Here is a 14,680-nt window from a genome sequence, read left to right on the forward strand (position 1 = left end):
TGAAATAGTCATACTAACTATATTGAGGTTTTTGGTCTTTTGACTATTTTAGTCTTCTTTTTTGCGTTTTCCTGCTAAACCAAGTCCAGCTGCCGCAAGGATTCCTCCGAGAGCCATAGCTGCCATAGACGCATCATCACCTGTTTCAGGCAATGCTTGTTTCTTAGTAGCAGTTGAAACTGATGACATTTCTGGATTAGCTGGCTCTGCAGATGATGCTGGGGTTTGTTTATGCATCATAGGAGCTGGAGCTACCTTAGGCGCTGGAATAGTTGTTGCTGGAATGTTCTTATCCGCATCAGTACGAGGATCTACAACCTTGATAGTGACTTGCACTTCATCCGTTGAACCATCTGGGTAAGTCACAACGACTATTGTTCCTTTATCACCTGGAGTTGTTGTATCCACTGGAGTCTTGAAGTCAAACTTAGTTCCACTTGGTAGATCTGCAACGTTACCAATTGAATCTTGCGCACTTGGTGTTTCACCGATGTTGACCGTTTGGTCTTTAAGTGCTGGCGTGTTCTTGTCCGCATCTGTACGTGGGTCTACAACCTTGATAGTGACAGGCACTTCATCCGTTGAACCATCTGGGTAAGTGACTACAACGGTTGTTTCCTTGTCTCCTGGTGTTGTTGTATCTACCGGAGTCTTGAAGTCAAACTTAGTTCCATTTGGAAGGTCGCCGACATTGCCGATTGAGTTCTTAGCATCTGGGGTTTCACCGATGTTGACCGTTTGGTCTTTAAGTGCTGGCGTGTTCTTATCTGCGTCAGTACGAGGATCAATAACCTTGATAGTGACTGGCACTTCATCCGTTGAACCATCTGGGTAAGTCATAACGACGGTTGTTCCTTTATCTCCTGGAGTTGTTGTATCCACTGGTGTCTTGAAGTCAAATGTTGTTCCACTTGGTAGATCTGCAACGTTACCAATTGAATCTTGTGCATTTGGGGTTGAGCCTGGTGTTACTGTTTGATCCTTAGCTACTGGTGTGTTCTTATCTGCGTCAGTACGAGAATCTACAACCTTGATAGTAACTGGCACTTCATCAATTGAACCATCTGGGTAAGTCACAACGACTGTTGTTCCTTTATCTCCTGGAGTTGTTGTATCCACTGGAGTCTTGAATTCAAACTTAGTTCCATTTGGAAGGTCACCGACATTGCCGATTGAATCTTGAGCTTTTGGTGTTTCACCGATGTTGACCGTTTGGTCTTTAAGTGCTGGCGTGTTCTTATCTGCGTCAGTGCGAGGATCAATAACCTTGATAGTGACTGGCACTTCATCCGTTGAACCATCTGGGTAAGTCACAACGACTGTTGTTCCTTTATCTCCTGGAGTTGTTGTATCCACTGGTGTCTTGAAGTCGTATGTTGTTCCACTTGGTAGATCTGCAACGTTACCTATTGAATCTTGCGCATTTGGGGTTGAGCCTGGTGTTACTGTTTGTTCTTTCGCTACTGGTGTGTTATTATCCGCATCTGTGCTTGGAGTTTTAACCGTAACTTTGACTGGAACTTCATCTTTAGATCCGTCTGGGTAGGTGACAACGACGGTTGCGTCTTTTTCACCATCTGTAGCTGTATCTACTGGTGTCTTGAAGTCAAATGTTGTTCCACTTGGTAGATCTGCAACGTTACCAATTGAATCTTGTGCATTTGGTGTTGAACCTGGAGTCACTGTTTGAGCCTTAGCTGTTGGATTATTCTTATCCGCATCTGTGCTTGGAGTTTTAACAGTAACTTTAACTGGAACTTCATCTTTAGATCCGTCTGGGTAAGTCACTACAACGATAGCGTCTTTTTCACCATCTGTAGCTGTATCTACTGGTGTCTTGAACTCGTATGTTGTTCCACTTGGTAGATCTGCAACATTACCAATTGAATCTTGTGCATTTGGGGTTGAGCCTGGTGTTACTGTTTGTGCTTTCGCTACTGGTGTGTTATTATCCGCATCTGTGCTTGGAGTTTTAACAGTAACCTTAACTGGAACTTCATCTTTAGATCCGTCTGGGTAAGTCACTACAACGATAGCGTCTTTTTCACCATCTGTAGCTGTATCTACTGGTGTCTTGAACTCGTATGTTGTTCCACTTGGTAGATCTGCAACATTACCAATTGAATCTTGTGCATTTGGGGTTGAGCCTGGTGTTACTGTTTGTGCTTTCGCTACTGGTGTGTTATTATCCGCATCTGTGCTTGGAGTTTTAACAGTAACCTTAACTGGAACTTCATCTTTAGATCCGTCTGGGTAGGTGACAACGACGGTTGCGTCTTTTTCACCATCTGTAGCTGTATCTACTGGTGTCTTGAACTCGTATGTTGTTCCACTTGGTAGATCTGCAACGTTACCAATTGAATCTTGCGCATTTGGGGTTGAGCCTGGTGTTACTGTTTGAGCCTTAGCTACTGGTGTGTTATTATCCGCATCTGTGCTTGGAGTTTTAACCGTAACCTTAACTGGAACTTCATCTTTAGATCCGTCTGGGTAGGTGACAACGACGGTTGCGTCTTTTTCACCATCTGTAGCTGTATCTACTGGTGTCTTGAACTCGTATGTTGTTCCACTTGGTAGATCTGCAACATTACCAATTGAATCTTGTGCATTTGGGGTTGAGCCTGGTGTTACTGTTTGTGCCTTAGCTGTTGGATCATTCTTATCCGCATCTGTACGTAATCGAGTTGCTTCAACTGGATCACTTGCGTCTGATGTATTACCAGCCGCATCTGTCGCTTTCGCTGTCACATTCCCTGCTGGAATATCAACTGTTGGAGTAATGGTTACTTTACCATTGCTAGCAGCCGTTCCTTCACCAATCTTGTTACCATCTTTGTCGTAAAGGGCAACAGTTGAGCCTGGTTCTGCAGTTACTTCTACTGATGGCTTAGTTCCGGCTTTACCTGTAAGGTCTGTGTTCACAACTGGTTTCGCTGGGGCTGTGGTGTCTGTCGCCACTTTAGGATCACTTGCGTCTGATGTATTACCAGCCGCATCTGTCGCTTTCGCTGTCACATTCCCTGCTGGAATATCAACTGTTGGCGTAATGGTTACTTTACCATTGCTAGCAGCCGTTCCTTCACCAATCTTGTTGCCATCTTTATCGTAAAGAGCAACAGTTGAGCCTGGTTCTGCAGTTACTTCTACTGATGGCTTAGTGCCGGCTTTGCCTGTTAGGTCTGTATTCACTACTGGTTTCGCTGGGGCTGTAGTGTCTGTCGCTACTTTAGGATCACTTGCGTCTGATGTGTTACCCGCTGCATCTGTCGCTTTGGCTGTTACATTACCTACTGGAATATCAACGGTTGGGGTAATGGTTACTTTACCATTGCTAGCAGCCGTTCCTTCACCAATCTTGTTGCCATCTTTATCGTAAAGAGCAACAGTTGAGCCTGGTTCTGCAGTTACTTCTACTGATGGCTTAGTTCCAGCTTTTCCTGTAAGGTCTGTGTTCACAACTGGTTTCGCTGGGGCTGTGGTGTCTGTCGCTACTTTAGGATCGCTAGCAACTGATGTGTTACCTGCCGCGTCTGTTGCTTTGGCTGTTACATTTCCTGCTGGAATATCAACTGTTGGCGTAATGGTTGCTTTACCATTTGCGCCTGCTGTCGCTTCACCAATCTTGTTGCCGTCTTTATCGTAAAGAGCAACAGTTGAACCTGGTTCTGCAGTTACTTCTACTGATGGCTTAGTGCCGGCTTTGCCTGTTAGGTCTGTATTCACTACTGGTTTCGCTGGGGCTGTAGTGTCTGTCGCTACTTTAGGATCACTTGCGTCTGATGTGTTACCCGCTGCATCTGTCGCTTTGGCTGTTACATTACCTACTGGAATATCAACGGTTGGGGTAATGGTTACTTTACCATTGCTAGCAGCCGTTCCTTCACCAATCTTGTTACCATCTTTATCGTAAAGAGCAACAGTTGAACCTGGTTCTGCAGTTACTTCTACTGATGGCTTAGTGCCGGCTTTACCTGTAAGGTCTGTGTTCACAACTGGTTTCGCTGGGGCTGTGGTGTCTGTCGCTACTTTTGGATCACTTGCGTCTGAGGTGTTACCTGCCGCATCTGTTGCTTTAGCTGTTACATTTCCTACTGGAATATCAACAGTTGGAGTAATGGTTACTTTACCATTGCTAGCAGCCGTTCCTTCACCAATCTTGTTACCATCTTTGTCGTAAAGAGCAACAGTTGAGCCTGGTTCTGCACTCACTTCAACCGGTGTCTTAGTGCCGGCTTTACCTGTGAGGTCTGTATTCACTACTGGTTTCGCTGGAGCTGTGGTGTCTGTCGCTACTTTTGGATCACTTGCGTCTGAGGTGTTACCTGATGCATCTGTCGCTTTGGCTGTTACATTTCCTGCTGGAATAGCAACTGTTGGCGTAATCGTTGCTTTACCATCTGCGCCTGCTGTCGCTTCACCAATCTTGTTACCATCTTTGTCGTAAAGAGCAACAGTTGAACCTGGTTCTGCGCTTACTTCTACTGATGGCTTAGTGCCTGCTTTTCCTGTGAGGTCTGTATTCACTACTGGTTTCGCTGGGGCTGTAGTGTCTGTCGCTACTTTTGGATCACTTGCGTCTGAGGTGTTACCTGATGCATCTGTCGCTTTTGCTGTTACATTTCCTGCTGGAATGTCGACGGTTGGCGTAATGGTTGCTTTACCATTTGCGCCTGCTGTCGCTTCACCAATCTTGTTGCCGTCTTTATCGTAAAGAGCAACAGTTGAGCCTGGTTCTGCGCTCACTTCTACTGATGGCTTAGTTCCGGCTTTACCTGTAAGGTCTGTGTTCACAACTGGTTTCGCTGGAGCTGTAGTATCTGTCGCTACTTTTGGATCACTCGCATCTGATGTGTTTCCTGATGGGTCTGTCGCTTTTGCTGTTACATTACCTACTGGAATATCAACAGTTGGGGTAATGGTTACTTTACCATTGCTAGCAGCCGTTCCTTCACCAATTTTGTTACCATCTTTATCGTAAAGGGCAACAGTTGAGCCTGGTTCTGCGCTCACTTCTACTGATGGCTTAGTGCCTGCTTTACCTGTTAGGTCTGTATTCACTACTGGTTTCGCTGGGGCTGTGGTGTCGGTTGCCACTTTAGGATCACTTGCGTCTGATGTATTACCAGCCGCATCTGTCGCTTTAGCTGTTACATTTCCTACTGGAATGTCGACGGTTGGCGTGATGGTAGCTTTACCATCTGCGCCTGCTGTCGCTTCACCGATCTTGTTGTTATCTTTATCGTAAAGGGCAACAGTTGAGCCTTTTTCTGCAGTCACCTCAACCGGAGTCTTAGTTCCAGCTTTTCCTGTAAGATCTGTATTCACTACTGGTTTATCTGGAGCTGTGGTGTCTTTTGCAGGTGTAACTAAGTATGCAGCAGCAATTTTATCTACTGATTTATCAGGATAAGTAATTGTAACATTACCCTTTTTATCCGCAACGTATGTTGTTCCTTGTGGAAGTGCAGTATTCGCATCTCCAACCGCTTTTTCAACAGCTGCCTTCTCAGTTGCACTTATATTATTAGGATCAGCAACTTCTACTTTTGCTCCTCCAGGAGTTGGCTCATACTTCTTAGCTGTCTCAAGAACGGTAATTGTAAGATTTCTCGTTACTACTTTACCATTTTTATTTCTAACAGCATAGGTAGCAGTGGAACTACCTGCAGACTGCGTCATATCAACATTACCACGATAGTATGCCTTACGCTGTCTATAAGTATTTGAGCCAGCTGTATCCAGAAAACCACCATTAGAATCATTCGTATATGCTAGTCCTTTTGCCAAATAAGGATTATTAGGAATCCAAAATTTTTCAACTGACGGTGATCCTGCTGCTTGAATTGTTACATTGACAGGATCACCCGGGTAAACTGTAAGATGTGACTCGGTAACCAAAAGTTGAGTGTAGTTATCACCACTAACTCCTCCACCTACATAGGTCAACGGTGTTTTTGTAACTGTAATCGGTGCACTCTTAGCTGACTCACTTCCACCTGCTGGTGTTGAGGTAGCTGTAATTTCTCCTTCTGGAAGGCTATTTGTAGGGTGAACAGTGGCTACACCTTGGTCGTTTGCTACTGCTTCACCGATCATAACGCCATCATTATTATAAAGTTTTACAGTTGAGCCTGCTGTTGCATTTACAGTCACATCAGCTGGTGTACTTGCTTTACCATTAAGATTTGAAGTAATTTCTGGAACCTGACTTGCTGGTGCAACTGGTTTTGGTGTTTCACCTTGAACTTCAAAAGTAATTGTCACTTCTTGTGGAGCTTGATTATAATGAGCTGGGTAAGTAACCACTACGGTTTTTGTATAAGTACCTGCTTGTGTAGCAGTTGGAGCTTGGCCGTCTTTCCATGCAAATGTTGTTGCACCACGATAGTTATTTGGGAATTCTGGTGTTCCAGCTTTATTGGTTACATAATTAGCCGGAGTAGCATCAAAACTTCCACCAACTTTTGCAGTATACTTTTCTTTGACTGCTACTGCTTGGAATTTTGAACTTTCATTATCAATGAAGTTATCCGCATAACCAGTCATAATATTCGTTCTTCCGCCAATAACTCCTGTTCCTTGCATACCTGCAACATAGTCAAGTGGCTTAGATTTATCTACGATCGGTGTGTCAAATGTAATCGTCCACATAACATTACGAATGGCATTATTATCCGCTGTCATCGTATACAAAGCTTGTGAACGTTCTGCTGTTTGAGCCGCTACCGCTGCTTCATTTCCTTGAATTGCTGGATTTTTTATATCTTTGTAAAGTTGGGTCAAACGTTGAGTCATTTCAGAGCCTGTATAGGTATCCATTCTACCATTTTGACCCATCAAGTATGATCCATCATTATCCTTCCAGTAATTACGCGTATTGACTACTTTTCCATTTTTGTCAGTTTGAACAACTTGCCAGTTTGTGGGTGCGCCAACAGAATCTTTAGGGATAGTAAAGTAAACATAACCACTAGCGGCATTCGCTTTTCGACCAGGATTATCAAGAACAGTCCAATGAAGAACGTTATTTAATTTATCCACTTCGTAGCTAATCTGTACGTAATCTTGAACATTTTCTTTATTAGAATAATCAAGATTTTGTGCACCATCTGATGCACGTGTTGTAGTTGATGCTGAACGTGTTGCTCCTTGTGCGATACTTCGACGACTACGTACACGAGGCGCATTTGCAGTTTCTGACGCACTAATATTATTTGTGATAGCGCTCTCTGAGCTTGCTGTAGTTGATGGTGTTGTAGAAGCTGTGACTGAACGAGATGCCTCAGATGCAGTTGCTGGTTTTGCGGTTGATGCATTTGTTGAGCCTGTAACTTCTGAAGCAACTACTGGACTTGTTGATGTCGCTACTGAATTTGCCGGCGCTGAACTTGCAACACTTGTTGAAGCTGGCGCTTCCGAACTTACTACTGCACTTGGTGCAACTGATGTTGTAGGTGCAACCGACGTCGCTGCGACTGTTTCAGTGGCAGCTGGTGTTACCGTAGTAGTTGAGACACTTTCTGGTGCTGTAGTTGGCGAAGTTGTAGCCGCGACTCCTTCACCTTGACTTGCACTTACAGCTGTAGCTGCAACTGTTGCTCCATCAGATGTCGTTTCATCCGCTTGAGCTGTGTGACCAATCATGATCAAAGTACCAAGCAAGACCGAGCAGACTCCAATATTCAATTTACGAATCGAGAAACGACTCTTCTTACTAAAGATATCTTTACCCATCTTTCCTCCTAGACAAGCAATCATTAGATTTTGATTACTCTTGTCTCTTCTAAAAATAATTTAAATTGAATTTCCCTAACGTCAAATATATCATATAATTAGAATTGAATCAATATTTTACCATTATAAAATTAGTTTACCCTATTTTTTTAAATAACTTAAACATTATTCTTTTCAAAGTATTATTTTCTAACACCTTCTTTTTATACAGAACCTATACAACTTTACATATATAATTCAAAACATAAATTAATCATTGTATTTAAAGCATTTATAACATCTTACAATATCAACATATATTACTTTTTAAAAGTCTTACAATTTTCGAATCATAGAATGATTCTTACCTTTTACATCTTCAATATTTATAGATACACTCATAATAAAACTAAGATTCAAGTATAAATATACAAGTTTTTAGATTTATTAATGTAATTAAATTGAAAAGATATCAGTATTTTTAATGTTTTATCTCTTCCATAAAACTTTGTTTTTTGACTGAATAATTAAAAAGCACTCTATAATATCTGTAATAGATAAAACTACTATAGAGATTATAGAGCCACTATTTTTAAGACTAGAATTGCGATTATGAATCATTTCATCAAGAAATCACTACCCTATCGAACCTTGAAAAATCACTGGAGACTCTTCCAAGAGGACTGCCGTAAGTTATCTCTCACGCCTTTTTACTCAAAGACCTTCCGCCAAACTTTATAACCACATAAAGTCATTGAAAAGACACTGAATTTCTCAGAGGAACTCTGCGACTACTATAATCTTTACCAGTTCTTACTATTTCACTTTCAGGAGAAGAGGGTAGATGAGTTTTTTGAGCTGATAGAGGAAAATATGAACAAGGTCAATCATTGCTTCAAAACTGTCTTTAGGACCTTCCTTAGATACAAACCATACATCAAAAACGCACTAGAAACGGACTATTCAAAGCGCGAAACTTGAAGCGACTAATAAGTTGATCAAAAACATCAAACGGTTGGAATTTGGTTTAAAAACTTTATCAACTTTAAGAAGAGTGTCTTCATCACTCTGAACACACAAAAAGAGAAAACCTATCAGGTTCTCTCTAGATGTTAGCTTTTCGTCATCCACTACAGTTGACATAGAGCCCCAAAAAAGGTATTCATCACTTTGAACATCACAAAAGAGACCCACCCCTTTCGGGATGAGTCTCTTTTTCGAAAACTGAAATAGTCTAACTAACTATATTGAGGGTTTTGACCCTTTTTACTATTTTAGTCTTCTTTTTTGCGTTTTCCTGCCAAACCAAGTCCAGCTGCCGCAAGGATTCCTCCGAGAGCCATAGCTGCCATAGACGCATCATCACCTGTTTCAGGGAGTGCTGGTCCTTTAGGAGCTTCTGGTGTAGTTGGTGGTGTCACTGGTGGAACCACTGGTGTTGGAGGAGTTGGAGGAGTTGGTGGCGTTGGTGGCGTTGGAGGAGTCGGTGGTGTTGGTGGCGTTGGTGGCGTTGGTGGTGTTGGAGGAGTCGGTGGTGTCACAATGTTGTTGAACTCAGTATCTTCTGGCAATTGAGAAGTTGCTGTCAAGACTTTACCGTCTTTAGATACAGAAACAACGACTGTAGCTACCATCTTATCGTAAGTAACGCTTGTATCGTTACCTTGTACTTCTTCTACTGTGTAGACGTGAGTACCTTCTTCACCACGTTTGTACTCAAGAGCTGAGAACTTGATCTTACCGTTAGCATCATTGCTTACAGTTTCGATCACATTACCCTTGCTATCTTTAAGTACGAAGCTAAATTCACCAGCTTTAAGTTCACGACCTTCAAGTTTCTTAGTGAATTCAAATTCAACCTTAGTTGGGATATTGACTACACGTTTTTCTGTTGGTTTTTCTGGTTTTTCAACAGATTTCTTAGTTGGGTCGTATTGGTGAACGATTTGTGACGCAGTATTTTCGATGTCTACACCATCTTTAGCAGTGCCTTTGATAGTTGCAGGAATATCGAACTTGTAGTAGCGTCCGAATGCCAATTTAGCAGTATCGATCACTTGAGTATTTTCTGCATCACCGAGTGACTTAGTAAGGTCAGACTTAGATGTTGCAGTGATTACACCATTTTCAACCTTGATGTCAAACTTAGCTGTCACATCTTCTCCTGTTACAGAGTCGTATGCTTTAATATCTGCGACATTGATGTTCAAGTTTTCGCTGTCATATTTATCTGTAACACCAACAGATTGGATATTTTGAGCGTCAGTGAAGTTGTTTGTATCAAGCCATACTTGGTAAACAAACTTATCACCTTTCTTGAGTGTCTTAGTATTAAGGTTTTCAGCTTCGTTATTAGCTGTGCTGTCAGCGTAAGGATCTTTGTTAGTATCGCCTACTTTATCTTTCAACTCAGCATCATCATCAACAAGTTTCATACCAGTGATATCGAATTTTTCTTTAGAAACAACATATTTCTCTGGTTGGAACTTAGGTTTTTCTGGTGGACGAACAGTATTGTTGAATTCTTTATCTGCTGGGTCAGTAACCTTAGTGATAAGAGCTTTCGCTTTACCATCATGTGATACTTCAACAGTGACAAGAGCTTTCATACCGTCGTATTGAACAGTACCATCAGTACCTTTAACTTCTTCTACTGTGTACTTGTAAGTGCCTTCTTGGCCTTTCTTGTACTCAATAGGTGAGAATTTAACGTTACCTTTAGCGTCATTGCTTACAGTTTCAAGAGTCTTACCTTCTGAATCTTTAAGCACGAAGCTGAATTCGTTAGCTTTAAGCTCACGACCTTCCAAACGTTTAGTGAAGTTGAATTCTACTGAAATTGGAACACTGTTAACACGTTTTTCAGTTGGTACGTTTGGTTTTTCAACTTTCTTAGTTGTTGGGTTGTAGTAGTTAACAACTTGGGCTGCTGTATTTTCGATATCCACACCGCCAGCGACGTCTGCTTTCACTGTTGCAGGAATATCAAATTTATAGTAGCGTCCAAAGGCGAACTTAGTAGTGTCGATAACTTGAGTGTTTTCAGCATCGCCAAGTGACTTAGTGAAGCCATCTTTAAGGTTAGCTGTAACAACACCATTTTCAACCTTAATGTCAAACTTAGAAGTTACATCCGCACCTGATACTGAATCGTAAGCCTTGATTGCTGATGCATCGACATCCAACTTAGTTTCATCGTAGTCATCAGTGATACCAACAGTTTGGATATGATCCTTGTTGTTAGCGTCAAATTGAGTTGTATCAAGCCATACTTGGTAGTAAAGTTTTTGACCAGGTTTAACTGACTTAGTATTCAAGTTTTCAGCTTCGTTGTTTGATGCATCATCAGCGTAAGGGTTGGTATTTGTATCTGCAACCTTATTAGCCAATTCTTTATCATCATCAACAAGTTTAGTACCTGTTACGTCGAATTTCGCTTCAGAAACAACATATTTTTCTGGTTGGAACTTAGGTTTTTCTGGTGGACGAACAGCATTGTTGAATTCTTTATCAGCAATTTCACCAACAGTCGCTACAAGAGCTTTAGCAGTACCATCATGAGAAACAGTGATTGTTACATTCGCTTTCATTGTATCGTATGTAACAGTTGCATCAGTTCCTTTGACTTCTTCTACTGTGTACTTGTGAACGCCTTCTTGGCCTTTCTTGAATTCAAGTTTAGAGAATTTAACGTTACCAGCTGCATCATTCTTAACAGTTTCAACAACTTTACCTGCTGCATCCTTCAACTCGAATGTGAATTCGTTAGCTTTAAGCTCACGACCTTCCAAACGTTTAGTGAAGTTGAATCCGACTTCAACTGGAACACTGTTAACACGTTTTTCAGTTGGTTTGTTAGGTTTTTCAACAGATTTATGAGTTGGATCGTAGTAGTGAACAACTTGATCTGCTGTATTTTCAATATCCACACCGCCAGGAACGTTTGCGTTCACTGTTGCAGGAATATCAAATTTATAGTAGCGTCCAAAGGCGAACTTAGTAGTGTCGATAACTTGAGTATTTTCAGCATCGCCAAGTGACTTAGTGAAGCCATCTTTAAGGTTAGCAACAATCTTACCACCTTCGATTGAAATGTCGAACTTAGATGTTACATCGTCACCTGTTACTGAGTCGTATGCCTTAATGTCTGAAGCATTCACAGTCAACTTAGTTTCATCGTAGTCATCTGATACACCAACTGTTTGGATGTTATCCTTGTTGTTGGCGTCAAATTGAGTAGTGTCAAGCCATACTTGGTAGTAAATCTTTTCACCACGTTTAACTGACTTAGTATTCAAGTTTTCCAATTCGTTGTTTGATGCGTCATCAGCGTAAGGGTTAGCATTTGTATCTGCAACCTTGTTAGCCAATTCTTTATCATCATCAACGAGCTTAGTACCTGTGATATCGAATTTTGCTTCAGAAACAACATATTTTTCTGGTTGGAACTTAGGTGTTTCTGGTGGGCGAACTTTGTTGTTGAACTCTTTGTCGTTAGCGCCAGAAGCGTTACCGCCATTTGCAGAGTAGTTAGCAACAGTCTTAAGAACTTTACCTTCTTTAGTAACTTCAACAGTTACTTTAGCTACCATTCCATCGTAAGATACAGTAGTATCTTTACCTGGTACTTCTTCCACAGTGTAAGTGAATGTCTTACCAAGATCTGCTTTGCTGAACAAGAGTTTTTCAAACTTGATGTGACCATCTTTATCGTTGGTTACTGTTTGAAGAACCTTGTTGTTTTGATCTTTCAATACGAAGCTGAACTCACCTGCAGTCAACTCACGTCCTTCAAGTCGTTTAGTATAGTCGAACTCGAGTGGAACTGGAACGTTGTTTTCACGTGTTTGAGTTGGTTTGTTAGGAGTTGTAACTTTCTTATTGTAAGGGTTGTATTGATGGATAGTTTGGTTGGCTGTATTTTCAATATCAACACCGTCGTTTTCTTTAATATCCTTAACAGTTGCTGGGATATCAAATTTATAATAACGACCAAACTCGAATTTAGTTGTATCGATAACTGGAGTTGCGTCTTTATCGCTGATAGGTTTAGTCAAGCTTGCTTTAGATGAACCATAGAGAACACCGTTTTCAACCTTGATATCGAACTTATCAGTAACATCTGCACCAGTCTTACCATCGTAAACTTTGATTTCAGCAGGATTGATATCAAGCTTATCTTCTTCGTAGTTATCAGTGATACCTACAGTTTGAAGATTGCTTTCTGCTGTGAAGTCACGAGTGTCAAGCCATACTTGATAGTAAATCTTTTGGCCACGTTTGAGGGTCTTACCATTCAAGTTTTGGATTTCAACTTTATCAGCTGAATCATCGTCATCGGCAAGTTTGTTACCAATGATGTCGAATCTTGGTTCTGAAACAACATATTTTTCAGGTTTGAAGTTAGGGTTAACCTCGTTATCAAAGACACGATCGTCTGCACCGTAAGCATCTCCACCTACTGTAGCGTAAGAAACGACAGTTGTTAATTGAGCACCTGGTGAAGGTTGAACAACTGTAACAGTAACATTGACTTTCATTGGGTCGTAAGTAACTGTCTTATCAGTTCCTTGAACTTCTTCTACTGTGTAGTTGAATGTCTTACCAATATCTGCCTTAGCATAATTGATAGTATGGAACTTAACCTTACCTTCTGCATCGTTCTTAACAGTTTCAATTTCTTTACCTTCTGAATCTTTAAGTACGAAGCTGAATTCTTTATCTTTCAACTGACGTCCGTTAAGTGTCTTACCAAATACCAACTCAATAGCTGTTGGAACATTGTTGACACGTTTTTCAGTTGGTACCTTAGGTGTTTCAACTTTCTTAGTTGTTGGGTTGTAGTAGTGAACGAGCTGAGCTGCTGTATTTACAATTTCAGCACCATCAAATGCACCACTGCTTACTTTAGCTGGGATGACAAACTTGTAGTAACGTCCAAATTCAAACTTAGTAGTGTCAATGATTTGAGTGTTTTCAGCGTCACCAAGTGACTTAGTGAAGCCATCTTTAAGGTTAGCTGTAATCACACCGTTATTAACTGTGATATCGAATTTATCTGTTACATCTGCACCAGTCTTACCATCATAAGCCTTGATTTCTGATGCAACTACATCCAATTTAGCTTCATCGTAATCATCAGTGATACCAACAGTTTGGATGTTATCCTTGTTGTTTGCATCAAATTGATTTGTATCAAGCCATACTTGGTAGTTGATAATATCGCCACGTTTAACAGCTTTAGTATTGATGTTTTCTACTTCGTTGTTTGATGGATCATCAGCATAAGGGTTTGCATTTGTTTCTGCATACTTATCTTTCAACTCTTTATCATCATCAACAAGCTTAGTACCAGTGATATCAAACTTACCATTATCTTTGCTAAGAACGTATTTCTCTGGTTTAAACTTAGGTTCTTCTGGAGGACGAACAGTATTGTTGAATTCTTTATCAGCGATTTCGCCAACTTTAGCTACGAGAAGTTTAGCAGTTCCGTCATGTGAAACGGTTACTGTTACATTTGCTTTCATTGTATCGTATGTAACAGTTGAATCTGTGCCCTTAACTTCTTCTACAGTGTAGTTGTGAACGCCTTCTTGACCCTTCTTGAACTCAAGTTTAGAGAATTTAACGTTACCAGCTGCGTCATTGCTTACTGTTTCAAGAACTTTACCTGAAGCATCTTTAAGCACGAAGTTGAATTCGTTTGCTTTAAGTTCACGACCTTCCAAACGTTTAGTGAAGTTGAATTCAATATCAACTGGAACACTATTTACACGTTTTTCAGTTGGTTTGTTTGGTTTTTCAACCTTCTTAGTTGTTGGGTTGTAGTAGTTAACAACTTGAGCCGCAGTATTTTCAATATCTACACCACCAGGTACATCAGCTTTCACTGTTGTTGGGATGTCGAACTTGTAGTAACGTCCAAATGCGAATTTAGTTGTGTCAATGATTTGAGTGTTTTCTG

At 41.0% G+C, this 14,680-nt stretch carries 2 protein-coding genes and 1 pseudogene; 1 reads left to right on the forward strand and 2 read right to left on the reverse strand.

From position 1 onward, the window contains the following. Window positions 1-48: 48 nt before the first annotated feature. Entirely contained in the window at window positions 49-7,734 is a 7,686-nt protein-coding gene (locus PCY14_RS07495; protein ID WP_301363373.1) for a Rib/alpha-like domain-containing protein, read from the reverse strand. A 573-nt stretch (window positions 7,735-8,307) separates the two neighbouring features. Between PCY14_RS07495 and PCY14_RS07500 the strand changes: the two are divergent. Further along, window positions 8,308-8,822: pseudogene (locus PCY14_RS07500) on the forward strand (transposase); the annotation flags it as partial. Window positions 8,823-8,987: 165 nt separating this feature from the next. Here PCY14_RS07500 and PCY14_RS07505 read toward each other — a convergent pair. Further along, on the reverse strand, window positions 8,988-14,680 hold a 5,693-nt coding region (locus PCY14_RS07505), incomplete at its 5' end, for an SspB-related isopeptide-forming adhesin (RefSeq protein ID WP_301363374.1).

The sequence above is a fragment of the Streptococcus sp. SV2 genome, assembly GCF_030440175.1.
Classification (GTDB): domain Bacteria; phylum Bacillota; class Bacilli; order Lactobacillales; family Streptococcaceae; genus Streptococcus; species Streptococcus raffinosi.

Excerpts from the sequence above, each read along its gene's own strand:
- PCY14_RS07495 (WP_301363373.1), bottom strand. The coding sequence starts at position 7,734 with ATGGGTAAAGATATCTTTAGTAAGAAGAGTCGTTTCTCGATTCGTAAA.